This is a genomic window from Sulfitobacter sp. PS-8MA (genome assembly GCF_040933935.1).
Classification (GTDB): Bacteria; Pseudomonadota; Alphaproteobacteria; order Rhodobacterales; family Rhodobacteraceae; genus Sulfitobacter.
The window spans coordinates 168,262-188,382 of the sequence record NZ_JBFQYJ010000007.1 but is presented as its reverse complement, the minus strand read 5'-3'; the positions used below and the strand labels follow the sequence as shown (position 1 = coordinate 188,382).

Sequence of the window (20,121 nt, the reverse complement as noted above, 5' to 3'; positions counted from 1 at the left end):
TGCGGGTTTGCTTGGGCCGGCTAAGGGTCGGTAGAACCCCGACACGAATAAACCTCCGCTCCCCGACCTGCGCGCTACGGCTGACCGACCCCCAGCAAAGGCATATGCACCCAGAATTCGGTCGAGACATGCGGGAGTGATGTGAAACCGATCTCACCTCCCATATTTTCGACCAGTTCCTTGCAGATCGACAGGCCAAGCCCGGTCCCCGCGCGGTTGCGTGTCAGATGGTCGGCCTGCTGCGAGAAGGGCTGAAAGATCCGATTGCCGAACTCTGCCGAGATGCCGGGACCGTCGTTCTCGACGCGAATGGTGCAGATGCTCGCCTCCACCGTCAGGCCGACAGGCACCGTGCTGCCGGGGGTCGAAAACTTCGCGGCGTTGGACAGAAGGTTCGTCACGACCTGCCTCAGACGCTGCGCATCGGCGTGAATAAGCACCGGTTCCGCAGGCAGGTCCAACGCAAAAGAAACCTCGAACTTATCCGCGAAAGGCCCATTGTCGATGACCGTCTGGCGAACCAGTTCCACGGCGTCCACCTCGGCCAGAGTGACCGAAAAATGCCCGGTGGTGAGCTTTTGGAAATCCAGCAAATCATTGACGACCTGCGTCAGCCGAAGGCTGTTTCTGTCTGCCAGTTCCAAAAGCTTTTCGACCCGCCCCGACCGGCCCTTCCCGACCTCCTCGGTGAGCAGGCGCAGAGCGCCGTGGATGGATGCAAGCGGCGTGCGCAGCTCATGACTGACCGTTGCGACAAAATCATCCTTCAGGGACTCCAGCCGCTTTTTCTCGGTGATATCGACCATCTGTACGACCAGCCGCGTGTCTTTCGGGTCTTCGTGGCGGACCACCGAAAGCCGGATCGCAATATCGATCACCGCGCCATCCGGTTTCTCATAGCGCTCCTCAATGCGCGAGGCGTTGATCTTTCCGGTCAGAAACCCCTCGACCTCGGCTCTGACCTTGCCCAGCGTTTCAGTCCCGGAAAGCTTCCAGAAGCTCAACTGCTCAAGCACGCCGGGCGGGTAGCCGAACAAAGGGTAGCAGGCATCGTTCAGCAAGATGAACCGCCCGTCGAGCGCAACGACAGCCATGGCGACAGGGGCGTTGGCCATCAGCATTTCCAGCCCCTCCTTGCGCGCCTTTGCAAGGTTCTGCGCACTTTCGAGGGAGTGGATGTCGATCATCGTGCCCAATAGGCGCAGCGCATCCCCAGCCGCATCGCGCTCTGTCACCCTGAGGATCGACCGCATCCAGCGCCAGGACCCGTCGGCCCCGCGCATGCGGAATTTGGCTTCGGATTTCTCGACCCTTCCCGCGATACATTCCGCGTCATTCGCTTCGACCATTGCCCGGTCATCGGGGTGGATGCGCGCACGCCATTCTTCGTCAGAGTTTCGCCCGTCTGAATCGCAGATGCCAAGCAGTTGATACCAGGCGTCTGACGCCACACCTTTGCCACTCCGCAGGTCAGATTCAAACACCCCGATCTGGCTGCCTTCCAAGGCAAGGTTCCAGCGTGTTTCTTGGTCCTTGAGCGCCTGCCAAGCCCGAACGCGGCTTGTCACGTTGTTGAGGCTGGCAATATTGAACCGCTGACCGTCCGCCCCAGTGAACTGGCTGAGGCTGACCTCGCAATACCGCGGCCCGCCGAGGCCCCTGGGCAGGGCGATGATATTCTCAAGGTCACCGCTGCCGATGGACTGGCAGATGAGCTTGCCGCCCTCAACCGACAGCGCCGGCAGGAGGGACGAGATCTGCGCCCCATGGCCGATCTTGCCGGGGAACATGGCTTCGGCGCTGCAATTGCGGAACAGGACAAACCCGGCGGCATTCGTGACCCACACGCCGAACGGGCTGTGCTGGATGATCGCCCGGAACATATCAAAGGAGGCGGGATTGGTTCCGGTTGCTATGCCCTGACACATCAAAGGATTGTTTTCCCACGGTATATGCCCGGCCGGGGCGGGTCCCGGAGTGGCGTTAACTTCCCGTTAACTCTTGCAGAAAAATCGGAACATTCAATCTCAGTTCCCTCAACCTATGGGAGTGTTGCCCAAGGTCCACGCAGGCTTTGCCTTGCGATAACAGAAAGGTCAGGGCAGCCGGCGGTGCGGCTAGCGCTCGGAGCTGCGCAGGTTCAAAATCTGCATGCCGATCGCCATGGCGGGGCCAATGCCGACCGCGAAAAGCAGCGTGCCCAACCCCAGAGTGCCGCCCAAGGCCCAGCCGATACCGACCACGGTCAATTCAATGCTCATGCGGACCAGCGCGATGGGCTGGCCGGTGATCCGTTGCAGCCCGGTCATCAGCCCATCCCGCGGGCCGGGGCCAAGGTTGGCCACCAGATAGATCGCGCCGCCAAAACCGGTCACAAAAACGCCGGTCAGGGCGAGCAGGGCATTGGCGAAATAGGTCTCGAAACGCGGCAGCAGCGGCAGGGCAAATTCGAGCACCAGAGCCACAATCACCGCGTTCAGGATCGTCCCGATGCCCGGCGTCTGGCGCAGCGGTATCCACAGCAGCAGGACCGTCGCACTGATGACAAAGGTCGCAAAGCCGAGGCTCCAATCGGTGATATTGGTGACCCCCTCGGCAAAGACCGTCCAAGGACTGACACCGACACCGGCGGTGACCAACAGCGCTTCGCCGAGGCCGAAGATCACCAGCCCCAGAATGAGAAAGGCCAAAGATGCCAAAGGCGGCCGCAGCGTAAAGGCGCGCGGCGCGCTCCACCGCAGGCGCGGGACAGAGGTGACGGACAGAAAGCTCACGGCAAGACCCTCAACTAGGACGCGACCTTTCTCACAGCTTGCGCCGCCTCCAGCAAGGACGAATGCGGTTCAGCGCCAGCGGGAGAATCCGAATGTCATATAGTCTTTCTGATAGGCCTCAGCGGCGAGTTTTTCGATCTCTTCGTCATAGATCTCGGCCAAAGCAAAGGGCCCCGGCTCGGGCACCGCGGGGATCGCGGGCGCCGTGGCATGGCCCGCCCCGGCGGCGAGGTCCGCCAGTTCCGCGGCCATATCGGCCTCTCTGATGATCCGGTCGGGCAGGCAAAACGCGCCAAAGCCCGCCACGGCCTGCACCTGCGAGCACCAGGCCGCATCGACCCTAATCGCGGTTTGCCCGGCCAGATTGCCCTTCAGAAACCGCAGGAAGGCGGCAAAGGCAGTGCGGTGCGCGTCGCGGTCGTACTCCGCCCCCGGACCGCCTTCGGGCAGGGGCAGTTTGTAGCGGCGGACCAGCGTGCGGCGCAGTTGTGCATAGCTGCCCGGGCCGGTCGCGAGAATATAGCGGCAGAAGGCGTGATGCGCCCGCGCCACCGGATGGCGAAGAACGGTAAATCCGCGATGCCCGGGGTTTTTCCGTTTCCACTGCCGCATCTCTTTCTGCGTCATCTTATCGCGCAGCGCCTCTTGCGGCACGCCGTCGAGCTCGGCCAACCAGGCCAGAACCTGCGCCTGTGGCCCGGATTTGATCGGCAGATAGACCAAGCCGCTGGTTGCCGCGGCGACGTAGGACGGCACGCTCGGCCCGCGCCGCGGCTCGAAATTCGGGGTGCGGGTCAGATCGAAACGGTCCAACCGCGACAGCGCCTGCTGCATCTCATCATAGTTGCTGACCTTGGCCGAGATCGGGCTGGGGTTTTGTTTCTTGAGGTTCTTATCGAGCGCGTCGAGCGCCTCATCCACCCCCAGATACCGCGCCAGACCGTTCATCACCTCGACACTTTGAAGGTCTTCGTAAGCCAGATAAAACGCCGTTTGGCCCGAGGTCTGAAGCCGGTTCAACAGGGTGATCTGAAAAGCCTGCAAAGCGTCGAGATGGGCAGCGAATTCATCCGCGTCAAAGACCGCCTGCGCCAGTTTCTGCGCCTTCACATCGGTCAATTTCCACTGCCCCGTGGCCTGGGCGATCTTCCAACTGACATAGCTGTCGACCGGGTTCCGCGTCAGCACGATCTTGGCGCAGCGGGGATCGTTGACAATGGTATCAAAGACGCGGGGGTCGTGGTCGTGGAAATAGCGAAAACCGCCGAGCGCATCCCCCTGCCTGCGTATCGCATCCAGCAGCACCTGCGGGTCGGCATCGCGCGCCGCCTGATCAACCCCAAGGATCGGCTCGCTTTTGGGATAGCCCATGAAGAAGGGATTGAACGCCTCCCCATGGCAGGCGATCCCGTTAAAGGCGTTCAGGTTGGCCTCCAGAAAATTGGAGCCTGTGCGCATCTCGGCAAAGACCACGAAACTGTCGAACTTTTGCGTCATGGGTTACTTCACCAGATAGGGTTTCAAAGAGGGTTTCGCATCCGCCGCCACGCCCCGCGCGACGGGGAAATCACCCATCAGATAGGGGTGCATGCCCTGGTTCTTGAGGTTCTGAAGGAACTGGCCAAAGCCGGTCAGATCCACCATCCGGGGCGCTTCGGAGAGGCGGCGCGTCCGGCTGCGGCCGATCTCGTCCAAGATGCCCTGCAAGGGCTCCATCGGCGCTTCGATAAACTCCGCCATGGTCCAGATCCGCACCCGCGCCTTGGCATGGGGCGAGCGCAGCACATCCATATGGGTGCTCTCCACCCGTTGCAGCTTGGCCGCGAGCCGCCGGATCTCAGCAAAATCGAGGTTTGACCGGAACAAAGGCACCGCCCAAGCCCCGGTGATGACCGAAACCTGCGCATTCGGATCTCGGGCGACGCGCCAATTGATGTCTTGCGTGTCCATCGGGCCAAATTGGAAACACTGACGTTCCCCACGGGTGTTCCAGATCAGATTGGTCAGAAAGGCGCTGCTGTTATAGTCGCGCAGGATCGGATCGTCCGACAGCGCGCCATTGAGCGCCCTCTGCCCATCGGCGAAATGCGCGCGGTCCGGGGCAAAGAGATGCCCATGCACCCGCGCGCCGGTGGTCCGGCCCAGCCAATGCTCGAAATCCTCAAAGAGTTCGGCAAAGCCTTGGAACATCGAATAGGGCGCGGCGGTGACGCCATTCTCCCAATCTTCGTTGGGAAAGCGGCTCTGCATGTAGAGCCCCGGCCGCCCGCGGGTCCGGCGCTCGACGGCCTTGGCAAAGATACGGTCGATCTTGCCCGGGTTCGGCTCGGTCTTTTTCATCGCCCCCGCCGGGTCGGTCAGAAACACTTCATAGAGGCGGTCCGCATGCGGCCAGATTTTGCGCGCCACAAAGCAATCCGAGCGCCGCAGAAGCTGAAGGTGATCGTCATAGAAAATATGCGGTTTGCCCTGAAAATCGAACTTCGACAGGGTCAGCGAGCGGCTTTCGATCTGGGTGGAATAGAGCCGTGCGAGGGTCTGGAAATAGGATTCATCCGGGATCCAGACATGGCGAAAGAACTTGTCATAGGTCTTGCGGTCCGGGTCTTGCAGCACCGCCGACAGGGTGCGCCGGGTGAGGCACCACCATTGCGAGCCCATATGCGGGACGAGGTTGTTCGGCATCCGGCGGTGCAGTTTCAGCCTGCGCTGAATGTCCACCGCGCGGTCGAACAGATAGCGCTGCCGGCGCCATGAAAAGGGGAACCGCAGGGTAAAACGCTCGGCATCCAGACCGCCCACGGTCCAAGGCACATCCGCCGTTGTGGCGCTTTCGATGAAATCAGTCTGTGGACGTTCTTTCAGGTAGTCGATCAGCTCCTGCACCGGCCGCAGCGGCAGGCAAGCGCCGGAGGCCAGATAGACGTGGCGCACCTTCGGGAAACTGACCAGCATCAGTTCCGCCGCCGCTTGGGTGGCGGCGACAATGCCCCAGCTGCCCCATTCACAGCGGTAGCGCTTGCTGAAACGCAGGTTCCTAAGATCGGCCAGCGCGGTGACGAAAGCATCATGGTCGCGCCGTGGCACCGCCTTGTCGACATGGATCACCACCGGACAGCCCGCCGCCGCCCAATGGCGCGCCACCTGCTCGGCACGGTCAAAGGCGTTGTGCACCAGCATGACAATGCCGACGCTCATGCCCAATTCCCTTTGGACATGAGACCCAAAATCTCCAACTGGCGCCAATTGATATACCGCTCGGACCATTTGCACCAAAGCTGGGGGTCGTCCGTGAGCCGCGCCGCATAGGCTTTGTATTCGACCGAGGCCGCGTAATGCTCACTGCGGTCCAATTCCTCGGCCGCTTTGGCGCTGAATGTATCGAGGAATTTCGCATGCAGCAGCATGCCCGATGCTTTTTCCCCGCCCCATTCGTCATAGACCTGATTTAACCCGCGCGGCAGGAGCGTATGGGTCGAGCTGACATAGGCATAGCGTCGATCCCATTTGACCAAGGGCACTTTGTTCAGCGCCGGGGACTTTTCCGGCGCCTCGGGAAAGAACACCCGCGCCCGAGGCCCGCCCTGCACCCAAAGATTGCCGAAACGCGGATTGCGCGAAATGGTGTAATTGCCACTGTCAAACCACGCGGCGATCTCAATCGGGTTCTGGCCTTCGCGGTAAGGCTGCGCGTCCAGCCGGCCTTTGGGATACATGTCGAGCAGCATGGCGCTGAAGCTTTTGATCGAGGACGCATCGAGCCAATCCGTCAACGCCCGCAGCGGGCGCGTGTCGCAAAACGGATAGACCAGAAATTCATCCGGATCGACGGTCAGCGCCCAATGGCCATGGGCATAGCGCATCAGCAGCCAGTTCTGCCAATCCATCCCGAAACGGGCGCGTTTGTAACTGGCCTGCGCGCGCCAGACAGAGACATCCGGCTGCTCTGCCAGATAGTCGAGCGACCCATCGCTGCTGTCATTGTCGACAAAGAAGAAATGGCCCACCCCCATGTCGCGGTAGTACTGCAGGAAATAGGGAAGGCGAATGCGCTCATTGCGTTGGGTGCAAAAGAGCAAAAGATCGTCACGCTTGATCTGCCCGGTGCGATTGGCAACAGGGGTCAATTCGCGGCGTTTGCGAAACGCGCGAATGCGCCAGCGCTTGCGCTGTAGCCGCAGCCGGTATGACTGAATGACGCCCAAAACCGCCCCTAACCTATTGAACCTATCCGCTCTTTTGCAGCGCTATCACGTCAACTTTAACACCGTCTTGAAGTGTTCGGCCCATGTCGGGGCCTGATAAGTTGCCATGGCGCGCGGATCTGGCGGATTTGCGGCCCATTCTTCGAGTATTCTTTTCCATGAATAGGGGTCAGACAGCGGTGCGTAAACGGCTTTGTCGCCCAGCACCTCCCGCAGGACTGGTAAATCGTTGCATAAAACACGCGTCCCAAGGCGCAGCGCTTCGGCGGGCGGCAGGCCAAAGCCTTCGGCATGGCTGGGAAAGACGGCGCCTGCGGCCCCGGCAACCAAGGCCGCCAAGGCCCTGTCGGACAGGCCGCTGCATTCGCGCACCGGGCCATTGAGGGGCAAGTGATCCAGCCGGTCGAACACCGCGGCATTGTTCCAGCCGCGGCTGCCGCAGATCAGCAGCATCGGCGCGTCGCGCCCCATCTCTTGCCAAAGGTCCAACAGAAACGCGTGATTCTTGCGCGGTTCGATGGTGCCGACACAGACCACATAGGGCCGCGCAGGGGGCAGATCGGGGGGCAAGGCCGCCGCATCCGGAACGGGGGTATCGACCCCCAGATGCGCCACGATAGCAGGCGGCACAGGGCGGCGCATCTGCGCTTCGCTGCGCCGCCGGGTGTCTTGTGAATTATAGATCACCAGATCGGCGCAGAGGTTCACGCGATCCAATTTCGCGCGAAAGGGCGCGACGGTGCCGGGCCGTTGATAGGCAGGGTATTCCAGCGGAATGACATCATGGATCAGGACCGAAATGCGCCCGCCTGCGGCTTTGACGCCGAGCAGTACCCGGTCTGTCAGATTGCTATGGCCCAGGTTCAGATAGGCAAAGCCTGTCGGCAAGTTCCGCCGCAGCATCGCCACCAGCCCCTGCGGCAGGCACCGCTGCCGTGCGAGACGCCGCAGGTCGCTTTCGGCCCGCATCACCGCCGCCTGCCGACCCTTGGGCAGCCGAGATAACAGATCCGCGCGGCCCCAAGCCAGCTTGCCCTGAATCCTGTCGCAAAAGGCCCGCAGCCCCGCCCGGTCCAGCAGGACATAGCCAAGCGCCGTGCGCGCCAGCCCGTAAAGCGGCGTCTCTAGCGTCAGCAAATGAGAGAGATAGGCCAGTTCGACCCGATCGACCCCGGTGGCGGTCCGCCCCGCCCGGCGCAGGCTGCGCGTCAGATCAAGCAGCCGCGCCGGTGGGTCAGTCGTCGTCAAATCAGATTGTCCCGTCCCGAGCGTCATGCGGCTCCTGCGTCATTGCCGTGCGGCGCTCGGGGCTTTCTCGCGCGGTGCTACTGTGCGGCCCGGTCGATCTGCATGATACTTTGCAGATAGGCATGCAGATCGTCGCGCAGTTCTTCGCGGGCCAGACCAAAGGCCACGGTCGCCTGCAAGAAGCCGGATTTGGACCCGCAATCGAACCGCTGACCGCGGAAGCGGTAGCCATAGACATCACGATCCTGCTCAATCTCCTGCGCAATCGCGTCGGTAAGCTGGATTTCACCGCCAGAGCCGGATTTCAACTTGTTGAGATTCTGCAAAACAGTGGGAGCAAGAACGTAGCGCCCGATCACCGCAAGGTTCGACGGGGCCTCTTCCGCCGCTGGCTTTTCAACCATGCTCTTGACCTTGACCCGATCACCCTGCTCTTCGCTGGTTTCGAGGATACCGTAGGACGAAGTCTTGGATGGCTCGACTTCCATCGCCGCTACCATGCTGCCGCCGGTTTCATTATAGGCTTCGATCATCTGCTGAAGACAGGGCTTTTCCGCCGCGATGACATCGTCTGGCAGAATGACGGCGAAAGGCTCATTCGCAATCAGACGCCGGGCACACCAGACCGCATGGCCAAGGCCCAGTGCTTTGTGCTGGCGGATATAGGCAATGGCACCGCTTTCCATATTGGTGCTTTGCAAGGTTTTAAGGAGCTCGTCCTTCCCCTTCTTGCGCAGCTCTTGCTCAAGCTGCGGTGCGTGATCGAAATAATCTTCCAACGCACCTTTGCCGCGCGAGGTTACAAAGATGAATTCTTTGATACCGGCAGCCCGCGCTTCATCGATGGCATATTGAATCAGAGGCCGATCAACGAGCGTCATGATTTCTTTCGGCACAGATTTCGTGGCCGGCAAAAAACGGGTGCCGAGGCCCGCGACCGGAAAAATTGCTTTGGTTACTTTTTTACGCATCTTCGTCCTAACTACAGCTCAAATAAAACAAGGCGCTTGGAAAATTGACCACTCCCTACCAGCCTGTCTTAATCATCGCTTAAACCACGCTGGCAAGCAATACGCTTGGCCTCAATTAGCACGCGGGTTTTGCGCGAAATCCGGCGGAAAAGCGCCGTATTGCGCAAAGATTTCCCATAGATGCCCCCTCTTTGCAGCCAAATACCCTCTTCGGACTGAAAGGAAAGGCGATGGTAGAACAATGTCGGAGACAGGCAAACCAAAGTGACAATCTCACCTCTTGCGACCCGTTTTGCCGCTGCTGCGCGGTCTTGAGAGAGCCGCCACGGTCGGGTTCCGATAAGAGAGCTCTTTCTCTTGCGGGCTGGGAATGCCCGGAACATTTCTGACGCTTGCGCCACAGACTGCGGGCCAAAAACCCGCGTTTGACCCTCGGCATAGCCCTCATCGAGCCGCCCCAAAAGCCGGGTGACATCCCGCGGCTCCAACCCGCCTGACAGCAGATGCCTCAAAAGCCTCTGCCGATCCTCCTGCCGCCGCTGCGCCCAATGTGCGGCGCGGTCCGGCTGGGGGATATGTTTGCGTTGAAAGACGGCCCAACTGGCCCCGATGTCATAAAGGTCTTGTGGCACACGTTTGGCATTGCGCATGGCATTGGCGGCAAAGCCGTGATGCACTTCGGCCAAGGGCGCGATGGCCGTGGCATGCCCCGCCCGCGCCAACCGCATATTGAGGTCAGTTTCATCCAGAAAATAATGGAACGCCGGGTCAAAGCCGCCCAAGTCAAGCAGCACATCGCGGCGGAAGGCCATATTGGTGCCTTCGGTCTTGATCGCACCGGTTGCGGGCGCGGGCAGCACAGTGGGGGCAGCCGGGTCGAGCGGCAGGGCTTCGGCGATGCCCCATGCGTTCAATCTACGTGCCTGATACTGAAAGGAAATACCATTGCGACCGCGCACAAAGCCTGTAAAGGCGGCGACGGCGGGGTCTGTCGCCGGCGCCATCAGGTACCGGAGCCATTGCGGCTCTGGCACCGCGTCATCGTCGATAAAGGCCACCACCTCGGCTGCAGCCTGCGCAATACCAAGGTTGCGGGCGGCGGAGATATTGGGTTCATCGAAAGCGACCAGCTTGAGCGCTGCGGCAAAGGGCAACGACCGCGCCACTGCCAACCCTGCCGGATCGGCGACGACGATCACTTCGAATGGCGTGTATTGAAGCTGCTCTACCCCCGTCAGACAGCGCCGCAATGCCTTGGGTCGATGTCGACTTACGATCACGATGCTGACGCTGACGGGGGCGGTGGTCATTCCAATCCCATTTTCGCCATCATGGCCTCAAGCTTTGGCACGTCTTCGGGGTTGTTCAACTCCCAGAACTCGCGCCCTTTCGCCTCGACCTCCACGCAGAGCACCGGGCGCCCATTCTCCAGAAAGCGCAGCTGCTCCAGACCTTCCAGCTGCTCCAGCGGGCCGGTCGGCCAGTCCGGATAGGCCGCCAGCGCCTCGGGGCGGTAGGCATAGACACCGACATGGTGAAACACCGGGGAAGGGTCATCCGGGGCAAAGGATTTGCCGGTATAGGGGATGACCTCCTTGGAAAAGTAGAGCGCGCTATTGTCGCTGCCGAAAACCGCCGTGGTGCCGCCCACGCGCCCGGCCTTACGGTCCGCCAAGAGACTGTTCAGGGTCGCCCCATCACAGCGCAGGACCGGCGTGGCGATCTCGGCCTGCGGCCTGTCTTTCAGTCCCTGCACAAGGCTTTCGACAAACCAATAAGGGGTCAGCGGCGCATCGCCTTGCAGGTTCACCACAATGTCATAGCCCCCGCACAGCGCGGCATGAGCTTCGGCGCAACGCTCCGTGCCATTGGCGCAGGTTTCGGAGGTCATCACCACCTCGGCGCCAAAGCCCTCGGCAGCGCCGCGAATACGCGCGTCATCGGTGGCGACAACCACGCGGTCCACGCCCGACACCGCGCAGGCCGCGCGCCAACTGCGCTCAATCAGGGTTTGCTGCTGGCCAGTGGCGCCGGTCAGCGCCACAAGCGGCTTTCCGGGGTAGCGGGTGGAGGCATAGCGGGCGGGAATGACAATCAGGACAGACATCAGCTTTCCTTAAGATCCACGCCGGGGGCATGAGCGATGAAGAAGGGGTTGGCAAAGCTGTCCTTGCCATAGGTCAGGGGCGAAAGATCATCGAAACGCACCACCGCGCCTCCGGCCCCGTTCAACACGGCATGGCCGGCGGCGGTGTCCCATTCCATCGTGCGGCCCAGACGGGGGTAAAGATCCGCTTCGCCCGTGGCGACAAGGCAGAACTTCAAGGAGGAGCCAGCGGAGGTCATGTCGCGCACGGCGTATTTGCCGATATAGTCATCTGTAGCCTGATCCCGGTGCGATTTCGACGCCACCACCATCAGGGCCGAATTGTCCGGGTTAGAGACGGAAATCTCTTTGGTCTCCCCGACCTTATCCTTCGCAAAGGCGCCGCTTTCCTCAACCGACTGGCCATCGGCGCGGGTAAAGAACATGCGGGATTTGGCAGGCGCATAGACAACGCCGCGCGTCGGGGTGCCGCCTTCGACCAAGGCGATATTGACCGTGAAATCGCCGCGGCGGTGGACAAATTCCTTGGTGCCATCAAGCGGGTCGACGATCAGAAAAGTATCGCCCTGCGCGGAATGGGTCGCTGCCTGTTCTTCGGTGACCAGCATCATGTCCGGAAAAGCGCTGCGCAGACCTTCGGAGATAATCGCGTCTGCGGCCTCATCCGCGGCGGTCACCGGGCTGTCGTCCGATTTGGATTTCACTTCGAAATCATCCTGGCCGTAAATTTCCATAATCCGGTCGCCTGCTTCCAGCGCCAAACGCCGCATTTCCGTGACCAGCTTGTCGTAGTCCATTCTGCCTCCGGCCCTTTCGGGCAACATTGCTTCAATCAATGGTTTCCCTTATGCTTTGGCCCTAACGGAACAGCAAGAATTCCGTGTCACGCTAGGGCTTCGTTGAGGACGCGCGCATGTTCCAATCCAATCGAAAACCGAAATCGGGTCTTGGCTCGGCCCTCGCTATGGCCGAGTTGATCTATCATTCGGTGGTGCGCAGCGTGCGCAAGCAGCACAACAATGCTTTCGCCGCGATTGCCATGAACATGATGCAGACGGTGATGTTCGTGCTCGCCTTTTACGTGATGTTCACGATCCTTGGCATGCGGGGCTCTGCGGTGCGGGGCGATTTTCTTGTCTATCTCATGTCGGGTATTTTTCTCTACCTCACCCATGTCAAAGCGCTGGGCGCGGTGGCCGCGTCTGAGGGGCCAGCCAGCCCGATGATGCAACATGCGCCGATGAATACCATCATCGCCATCGCCTCGGCGGCACTGGGGGCGCTCTATATTCAAGTGCTGTCGCTCTTTGTGATCCTGTTCATCTATCACGTGGCGGTCACGCCGATCTCCATCGACCAGCCGTTCGCGGCCTTCGGGATGCTGCTGATCTCTTGGTTCACCGGCTGCGCGCTCGGGCTGGTGATGCTGGCGATCAAACCGTGGTTTCCGTCTTTCGTTTCAATCTTTTCCACGGTCTATCAGCGCGCCAATATGATCGCCTCGGGCAAGATGTTTTTGGCCAACTCCCTGCCCGGCTATATGCTGGCGATGTTTGACTGGAACCCCCTGTTCCACGCCATTGACCAAGCAAGGGGCTTTGCCTTCATCAATTACAATCCGCGCTATAGCAATTGGGAGTATCCGCTTTGGGTCGGGCTGGTGCTTTTGATGATCGGGCTGATGGGGGAGTTTTACACCCGCCGTCATGCCTCGCTGAGCTGGAATGCCCGGCGATGAGATGGCTCGCCGCACTGCTCTGCCTCTTGGCCCTGCCCGCCGCGGCGACACAGGACGCTTGGCCGGCGCTTTACGATGTTGTCGATGTGGCGGCTAATGACGTGCTGAACATCCGCGAAGGCCCCAATGCGCAGGCACCGATTATCGGCCGTCTTGCCCATGACGCCGAAGCGGTTGAATTGATCCGGCCCGATGACAGCTATCGCTGGGCGCTGGTGAACAGTGGCGAAGGCAGGGGCTGGGTCTCCCTACACTATCTGCAACGCCGACCGGGGCAATGGGCGGGCGCCATGCCGCAATTGGCGCAATGTGCGGGAACCGAGCCGTTTTGGTCGCTTGAGGTTGAGGGCGCCACAGTCAGCTACCGCGCGATTGATGCGGCGCCGCAGGGCTATGACATTGTGCAAAAGGGGCCGGCGCAAGGGCGACGGGACAGCTTTCACCTGATTGCCGAGCGCGCAGAGGGCCTTGCGGTCGGCGCGCTTTCGACAGAGGCATGTAGCGATGGCATGTCGGACCGCGCCTATGGGTTGTCGATTGAACTGCTTATGAAGGACGCGACGGGCTGGCAGCATGTTTCAGGGTGCTGTTCGCTCAGCCGCTAGCGGTGCCGGACTTTTCAAAAAAGTCCGGGGCGTTTTCTTTAAAAGAAAACGGCTATTCCACCACCCGCAGTGTTAGATTGATCCGTCCGCCTTTGGGCAGCAAGGTCGAAGACCCGGCCTTGACCCGATCCACCCCGTGATAGGTCAGGCGCGCCTCCCCGCCCATCACCACCACATCGCCCGATTGCAGCCAGATCGATTCCGTTTTCCCGCCGCGGGTGAGATTGCCAATGCGGAACAGCCCGTCATCCCCCAGCGAGACCGAGACGACAGGCCACTGAAAATCCGCCTCGTCCCGGTCCTGATGCAGCCCCATTTTCGCGTCTGCATCGTAATAGTTGATCAAGCAACACTCCGGTCGCCGCTCCAACCCCGTCACCTGATCCCAGATCGCCAGGATCGGCGCGGGGATGTCGGGCCAGGGCTGGCCATCAGGATGCGCGGTGACATAGCGATAGCCGCGCCGATCAGAATACCAGCCGTATCTCCCGGCCGAGGTCATCCGCACCGACATCCGCCCGCCGCGCGGTGTCTCCGGCCGGTAGAAAGGTGCCGCGCGGACCACGCCCCGCACGGCATCCAGCACCTCGGTCTGGGCCGCGCGGTTCAGAAAATCCTTGTGAATATCAAAGCCCCGAAGGCGCAATGCAGTCATTTTTTCCTCGTTCTCAGGCGGTTTCGCAAAAACATCACGGAATCGCGACCAACCTGCCTCGCCAGTGGTTGCAGGGTCGAAATACCCTCCCTATATACGCTCCGAACCGTCGAAGGCACGTTGCCTTTGATGTCAACAGATCGGGGCAGGATGCCGAAACGGGTCCGCGTCTCGTGTCATCGCCTTGGATTTAAAGAGGGATCGAAACATGTCCAAAGTAATCGGTATTGACCTTGGAACCACCAACAGCTGCGTCGCCATCATGGACGGCAGCCAGCCGCGCGTGATCGAAAACGCAGAAGGCACACGTACAACCCCGTCCATCGTCGCCTTCACCGACGATGAACGTCTTGTTGGCCAGCCGGCGAAACGCCAGGCGGTCACCAACCCCGAAAACACAGTCTTTGGCGTCAAGCGCCTGATCGGCCGCCGCAACGACGATGCGGATCTGGCTAAGGACAAGAAGAACATGCCGTTCAACGTTATCGACGGCGGCAACGGCGACGCATGGGTCGAAGCCAAGGGTGAGAAATACTCCCCAAGCCAGATCTCGGCCTTCATCTTGGGTAAGATGAAAGAGACCGCAGAAAGCTATCTGGGTGAGGAAGTCACTCAGGCGGTTATCACCGTGCCAGCCTACTTCAACGACGCCCAGCGTCAGGCCACCAAAGACGCCGGTAAGATCGCCGGTCTCGAAGTGCTGCGGATCATCAACGAGCCGACAGCCGCCGCGCTGGCCTATGGCCTCGACAAAGAGAACACGCAAACCATCGCGGTCTATGACCTTGGCGGCGGTACATTCGACGTGACCATCCTTGAGATCGACGACGGTCTGTTCGAAGTGAAATCCACCAACGGTGACACCTTCCTCGGTGGTGAAGACTTCGACATGCGCATCGTGAACTACCTTGCGGATGAGTTCAAAAAGGCCAACGGTGTCGACCTGACGCAAGACAAGATGGCGCTTCAGCGTCTGAAGGAAGCGGCAGAGAAGGCGAAGATTGAACTGTCGAGCTCCAGCCAGACCGAGATCAACCAGCCCTTCATCTCGATGGGCAAGGACGGCTCGCCGCTGCACATGGTCATGAAACTGACCCGCGCCAAGCTGGAAAGCCTCGTGGGTGATCTGATCAAAGCCTCGATGAAGCCCTGCGCCGCCGCGCTGAAAGATGCGGGCCTGTCCGCTTCCGACATCGACGAAGTCGTTCTGGTCGGTGGTATGACCCGCATGCCGAAAGTCGCGGAAGAGGTGACCAAATTCTTCGGCAAGGAGCCGCATAAGGGTGTGAACCCCGATGAAGTCGTGGCCCTTGGTGCCGCCATTCAGGCCGGTGTTCTGCAAGGTGACGTCAAGGATGTGGTCCTGCTCGACGTGACCCCGCTTTCCTTGGGCATCGAGACCCTCGGTGGCGTCTTCACCCGTCTGATCGACCGCAACACCACGATCCCGACGAAGAAGTCTCAGGTCTTCTCGACCGCCGAAGACAACCAGAACGCTGTGACCATCCGCGTGTTCCAGGGTGAGCGTGAAATGGCGGCCGACAACAAGATGCTCGGTGCCTTCAACCTTGAGAACATCCCGCCGGCCCCGCGCGGCATGCCGCAGATCGAAGTGACCTTTGACATCGACGCCAACGGCATCGTGTCGGTCGGCGCGCTCGACAAGGGCACCGGTAAGGAGCAGAAGATCACGATCCAAGCGTCGGGCGGTCTGTCGGATGCGGATATCGAGCAAATGGTCAAGGACGCGGAAGAAAACGCCGAGGCGGACAAGTCCCGCCGCGAGCTGATCGAGGCGAAGAACCAGGCGGAATCGCTGATCCACTCGACCGAAAAGTCGCTGGAAGAGCATTCCGACAAGGTCGACCCGACCACCGTCGAAGCGATCGAACTGGCCATCGCCGCGCTGAAGGACGAACTGGAAACCGACAATGCCGACAAGATCAAATCCGGCATCCAGAACGTCACCGAAGCTGCCATGAAACTAGGCGAAGCCATCTATAAGGCCGCACAGGAAGAAGGTGGCAGCGACGACACGGCACAGCCTTCGGACACGCAGCAGGCGCAGGGTGGCGATGACGACATCCTCGACGCCGAGTTCGAAGATCTGGACGACGACAAGCGCGCGTGAGCGTGAAACGGAACCTGTGAAAGGGCCGGTCCGTCAGACGGGCCGGCCCATCACGTTCCAGCGCAGGAGCAAGATAACCCATGGCAAAACGTGACTACTACGAGGTGCTTGGCGTTGCCAAAGGGGCCTCTGCCGACGAGATCAAGAAAGCCTATCGCCGCAAGGTGAAAGACCTTCACCCCGACCGCAACAAAGACAACCCCAAGGCCGAAGCCCAGTTCAAGGAAGTGGGCGAAGCTTACGACGTGCTGAAAGACGGCGACAAGAAAGCCGCCTATGACCGCTACGGTCATGCCGCCTTTGAAGGTGGCATGGGCGGCGGGCGTCCCGGAGGCGGTATGGGCGGCGGTCAGGGCGATTTCTCCTCGGCCTTTTCCGATGTGTTCGACGACCTGTTCGGCGACTTCATGGGCCAACGCGGCGGTGGCGGTGGACGCCGTGCCGCACGCGGCGCCGATCTGCGTTACAATCTGCGCATTTCGCTCGAAGACGCTTTCTCGGGCATGCAGAAATCGATCACCGTCCCGGCCTCTGTGCAATGTGACGCCTGTGACGGCAGCGGTGCCGAAGGCGGGGCGGAGCCGACCACCTGCCCGACCTGTTCGGGCATGGGCAAGGTACGCGCGCAGCAGGGTTTCTTCACCGTTGAGCGGACCTGCCCGACCTGTTCGGGCATGGGGCAGATCGTCAAGAACCCCTGCAAGAAATGCCGCGGCGCGGGCCGGGTTGAGAAAGAGCGCACGCTCTCGGTCAACATCCCGGCAGGTGTCGAAACCGGCACCCGCATCCGGCTTGCTGGCGAAGGCGAAGCAGGCATGCGCGGTGGGCCGTCGGGCGACCTCTATATCTTTATTGAGGTGACCGATCACGAGCTCTTTGAGCGGGACGGGCCGAACCTCTTCTGCCGGGTGCCCGTGTCAATGAGCACCGCCGCTCTGGGCGGCAATATCGAAGTGCCGACCATCGACGGGGGCCGTGGCCGGGTGCAGATCCCTGCCGGCAGCCAGTCTGGCCGTCAGATGCGTCTGCGTGGCAAGGGGATGCCCCCGCTGCGTGGCGGTGGCGTAGGCGATATGATCATCGAACTGGCGGTCGAAACCCCGGTGAACCTGACCAACCGTCAGAAAGAATTGCTGCGAGAGTTTGAGGGCGAAGCCCAGAACAACAATCCCGAAAGCAGCAACTTCTTTTCCTCCGTCAAATCCTTCTGGGATTCGATGAAGGGCTAAGCGATCAGGGTGGAGCGCTGCGGCGGTCCACCCGGCATCCCAGAATGCAAACCGCGCGGATTTAGGTTTCGATTAACCAAATCCTAACCAAGTTGGGTCAAGTATCCATCATGGCACGCGCACCCACCACCCTTGTTAATCAACAATTGCCCTTCCTGATGGACAGGGCGGAAAAGCGACCATCCAACGGGCAGAAGCAACCTTCCTACCTTGCAGACCACCGTCAAAGGCTCCGCAGCCGTTTCATGCAGGGTGGCGCCGCCGCGATGCCGGACTATGAGCTGCTTGAACTCGTGCTTTTCCGGGCCATCCCCCGGCGCGACGTAAAACCCCTCGCCCGCGCCTTGATGGACAGGTTCGGCGATTTCAACCGCGTCATCACGGCCCCGGCCACCCGGCTCCGCGATGTCAAAGGTGTCGGGGAGGCGGTGATCGTGGAACTCAAGATCATAGAGGCGGCAGCCCAACGTCTCGCCCGCGCCAAAGTGTTGAAAAAACATGTGGTGTCAAGCTGGGATGCCCTGCTGGACTATTGCCACACCACCATGGCCCATCTGGAAACCGAGCAGTTTCGCGTGCTCTATCTGGACCGCAAGAACACCCTTATCGCCGACGAAGAGCAGGCCAAAGGCACGGTGGACCATGTGCCGGTCTACCCCCGGGAGGTTGCCAAACGGGCCTTGGAACTGAACGCCAGCGCCTTGATCCTCGTGCACAACCATCCCTCGGGCGACCCCAGCCCCTCGCGCGCGGATATCGACATGACCCAGCAGGTCGCCACCGCCTGCGATGCTTTGGGCCTGTCGCTCTACGACCATCTGATCATCGGCAAATCGAGCGAGCTGAGCTTTCGCAGCGAAGGCTTTATCTAGGCGCGCATCAGCGCACCCATACTTCGACCCGACGGTTGGCCTGACGGCCCCACGCGCTGTCGTCACAGGCCATCGGCATGGCCTCACCAAAGGCAGCCACCCGCAGATCAATCCGCGACAGGTTGGCCGTTTCCGCCGCAGCCGCCACCGCCCGGCGCACCGCCTCGGCCCGTTGCAGGGCGATCTCTCGGTTCGCCCGCGCCGGCCCTTCACCATCGCTGAAGCCGACAAACATCAGGCGGCGGGCATCATATTGCCCCTGCTCCAAGGCCCGCGCCAATTGGCGCACGTTTGACCGTGATTGCGCATCCAGCCGGATCGACCCGGCCTCAAACCGGAAGGACGTGGTCAGCCGCGCCATTGGCACCAAGGTCGCCGTCATCCGCTGCAATTCTTTCAGCGAGGTCTCGCTTCCGGCGGTGATAATGGCATTGGCGAAACGGTTGCCCTGCTCCTCCACTGGAATTTCCTCAGGCGCCTGATCGACGAAACCGGCCCGGCGAATGATAATCTGGGCGGTCTGGCTGCGGGTAAAGGCCAGAAATTCGCGCGTGATCAGGGGCAAGCGTCGGGTCGGGAAATATAGGAACATCGGCGCGGTGAGCGGATAGTCCTCTGTCTTGATGGTCCGCCGCGCGGCGTCCAGCGCAAAGCCGCAATCGCCACCCAGCGTTAAGACCTCAGTGGCCCGCTGTTCGGCGAAACTGGTGATCCCAATGGCAAACATGTCATCGGCCACGGCTTCGGCCAGATTTTCCGGCAGCCGGTGGCGGCGGATGTTTTCCGCCAGTTCCAGCCCCGCCGGGGCCATGACCTGATCCACGATGGCCTGGCTCAACCCGCTCCCCCTGCTGGGCAGATGCAGGGATATCGGCGCATCCGGGCCACCCAGACGCTGCCAATTGCTGATTTCACCGGCAAAGACCCGCGCCAGCGTATGCGGTGAGATTTGCTTCACCGGATTGGTCGGGGCCACGACAGGCACCACCGCGTCCAAGGCCAGCACCCGACTGCGGTTCGCGCCAGTGAGATCCCCCAGCCCGCGTTCGCGGGCGTTGATCCGCTCCTCCCGGCGCAGCTCGCGCAGCGCCATGACGATATCGGCCTCATCGGCCAAAAGATCGGCAAAGCCTTCGTCGGTGTTGGAGGCGCGGAATGTGAAACTGGCCGCCAGCTTGCCGCTGTCGGCGCGGGAGAGGCGCATCACGAAACGCTCTGCGTCGATATCTTCGCGGCTCACCGTGTAATCGTTGCGCGCGGCAAAGGCCTCGATCAAGGCGGGCATGAGCACCGCGCCAATCGTCGCCGAGCCGGAAAGCCGCACTTCGGCGACGAAATCGGCAAGGCTGGGGCAGCCCGGCCCGGCGCAGGACACGCCGCTGCTGTCAACGGTGAGCTCGCCATAATCGGTCTCGACCCGGTAGAACTCTCCGTCAAAGCCTAGAAGCGTGCCGCTGATCTCCACACTGCCATCGCGCGAGGTCAGGGCGACATCCTGGGCGGCAAGCCTGCCTGCCGTCAAAAGCAAAAGTGCGGCGCAGACCGCCGCACGTTTTAGACCGTTCATCAAGCTTCACCCGATTGCG

17 protein-coding genes are annotated in these 20,121 nt (G+C 61.1%); 5 read left to right on the top strand and 12 right to left on the bottom strand.

Going from position 1 to position 20,121, the window contains the following annotated elements; all coding sequences use genetic code 11:
• Positions 1 to 74: 74 nt before the first annotated feature.
• From AB4M76_RS14285 to cysQ, 10 genes are all read right to left on the bottom strand, one after another.
• Positions 75 to 1,928 (bottom strand): ATP-binding protein, encoded by a 1,854-nt coding sequence (locus AB4M76_RS14285; RefSeq protein ID WP_368442625.1) that lies wholly within the window; start codon positions 1,926 to 1,928, stop codon positions 75 to 77.
• Between the two features lie 189 nt (positions 1,929 to 2,117).
• Positions 2,118 to 2,774 carry a YitT family protein gene (locus AB4M76_RS14280; protein WP_368442624.1) on the bottom strand — a complete coding sequence of 219 codons (657 nt, stop codon included), beginning with the start codon at positions 2,772 to 2,774 and terminating at the stop codon, positions 2,118 to 2,120.
• 69 nt (positions 2,775 to 2,843) lie between these two features.
• A complete protein-coding gene (locus tag AB4M76_RS14275) occupies positions 2,844 to 4,271 on the bottom strand; it encodes a nodulation protein NodH (RefSeq protein ID WP_368442623.1) in 1,428 nt (475 codons plus the stop codon).
• 3 nt (positions 4,272 to 4,274) lie between these two features.
• The gene (locus tag AB4M76_RS14270; RefSeq protein ID WP_368442622.1) at positions 4,275 to 5,972 is read right to left on the bottom strand and encodes a beta-1,6-N-acetylglucosaminyltransferase; all 1,698 of its coding nucleotides are present in this window, start codon (positions 5,970 to 5,972) and stop codon (positions 4,275 to 4,277) included.
• Positions 5,969 to 6,979, bottom strand: coding sequence for a glycosyltransferase family 2 protein (locus AB4M76_RS14265; RefSeq protein WP_368442621.1), 1,011 nt, complete (start codon positions 6,977 to 6,979; stop codon positions 5,969 to 5,971). The genes AB4M76_RS14270 and AB4M76_RS14265 overlap by 4 nt, the downstream gene beginning before the upstream one ends.
• Positions 6,980 to 7,024: 45 nt before the next feature.
• Positions 7,025 to 8,227: a glycosyltransferase gene (locus tag AB4M76_RS14260; protein WP_368442620.1), complete on the bottom strand. Its 1,203-nt coding sequence runs from the start codon at positions 8,225 to 8,227 to the stop codon at positions 7,025 to 7,027.
• A gap of 77 nt (positions 8,228 to 8,304) precedes the next feature.
• On the bottom strand, positions 8,305 to 9,198 hold the full coding sequence (gene galU, locus AB4M76_RS14255; RefSeq protein WP_368442618.1) for a UTP--glucose-1-phosphate uridylyltransferase GalU: 894 nt from the start codon (positions 9,196 to 9,198) through the stop codon (positions 8,305 to 8,307).
• Positions 9,199 to 9,266: 68 nt separating this feature from the next.
• Positions 9,267 to 10,508, bottom strand: coding sequence for a glycosyltransferase family 2 protein (locus AB4M76_RS14250; protein ID WP_368442617.1), 1,242 nt, complete (start codon positions 10,506 to 10,508; stop codon positions 9,267 to 9,269).
• Positions 10,505 to 11,305, bottom strand: a complete 801-nt coding sequence (locus AB4M76_RS14245) for a 3-deoxy-manno-octulosonate cytidylyltransferase (RefSeq protein ID WP_368442616.1) — start codon at positions 11,303 to 11,305, stop codon at positions 10,505 to 10,507. The genes AB4M76_RS14250 and AB4M76_RS14245 overlap by 4 nt, the downstream gene beginning before the upstream one ends.
• On the bottom strand, positions 11,305 to 12,102 hold the full coding sequence (gene cysQ / locus AB4M76_RS14240; protein WP_368442614.1) for a 3'(2'),5'-bisphosphate nucleotidase CysQ: 798 nt from the start codon (positions 12,100 to 12,102) through the stop codon (positions 11,305 to 11,307). Before cysQ ends, AB4M76_RS14245 begins: the two co-directional genes overlap by 1 nt.
• Positions 12,103 to 12,218: 116 nt before the next feature.
• Between cysQ and AB4M76_RS14235 the strand changes: the two genes are divergently transcribed.
• The gene (locus tag AB4M76_RS14235; RefSeq protein ID WP_368442613.1) at positions 12,219 to 13,043 is read left to right on the top strand and encodes an ABC transporter permease; all 825 of its coding nucleotides are present in this window, start codon (positions 12,219 to 12,221) and stop codon (positions 13,041 to 13,043) included.
• Positions 13,040 to 13,648, top strand: coding sequence for a COG3650 family protein (locus AB4M76_RS14230; protein ID WP_368442612.1), 609 nt, complete (start codon positions 13,040 to 13,042; stop codon positions 13,646 to 13,648). Before AB4M76_RS14235 ends, AB4M76_RS14230 begins: the two co-directional genes overlap by 4 nt.
• A 52-nt stretch (positions 13,649 to 13,700) precedes the next feature.
• On the opposite strand, the gene AB4M76_RS14225 is transcribed toward AB4M76_RS14230, so the two are convergent.
• Positions 13,701 to 14,303 (bottom strand): alpha-ketoglutarate-dependent dioxygenase AlkB, encoded by a 603-nt coding sequence (locus AB4M76_RS14225; RefSeq protein ID WP_368442611.1) that lies wholly within the window; start codon positions 14,301 to 14,303, stop codon positions 13,701 to 13,703.
• A gap of 208 nt (positions 14,304 to 14,511) precedes the next feature.
• On the opposite strand from AB4M76_RS14225, the gene dnaK reads away from it, so the two are divergent.
• The 3 genes from dnaK (at position 14,512) to radC (ending at position 18,535) form a co-directional block, all read left to right on the top strand.
• Complete coding sequence (gene dnaK / locus AB4M76_RS14220; RefSeq protein ID WP_368442610.1) at positions 14,512 to 16,434, top strand: molecular chaperone DnaK; 1,923 nt, start codon at positions 14,512 to 14,514, stop codon at positions 16,432 to 16,434.
• 80 nt (positions 16,435 to 16,514) lie between these two features.
• A complete protein-coding gene (gene dnaJ / locus AB4M76_RS14215) occupies positions 16,515 to 17,663 on the top strand; it encodes a molecular chaperone DnaJ (RefSeq protein WP_368442608.1) in 1,149 nt (382 codons plus the stop codon).
• 158 nt (positions 17,664 to 17,821) lie between these two features.
• Entirely contained in the window at positions 17,822 to 18,535 is a 714-nt protein-coding gene (gene radC / locus AB4M76_RS14210; RefSeq protein WP_368443517.1) for a DNA repair protein RadC, read from the top strand.
• Between the two features lie 7 nt (positions 18,536 to 18,542).
• On the opposite strand, the gene AB4M76_RS14205 is transcribed toward radC, so the two are convergent.
• Positions 18,543 to 20,102: a substrate-binding domain-containing protein gene (locus tag AB4M76_RS14205; protein ID WP_368442607.1), complete on the bottom strand. Its 1,560-nt coding sequence runs from the start codon at positions 20,100 to 20,102 to the stop codon at positions 18,543 to 18,545.
• Between the last annotated feature and the right edge of the window lie 19 nt (positions 20,103 to 20,121).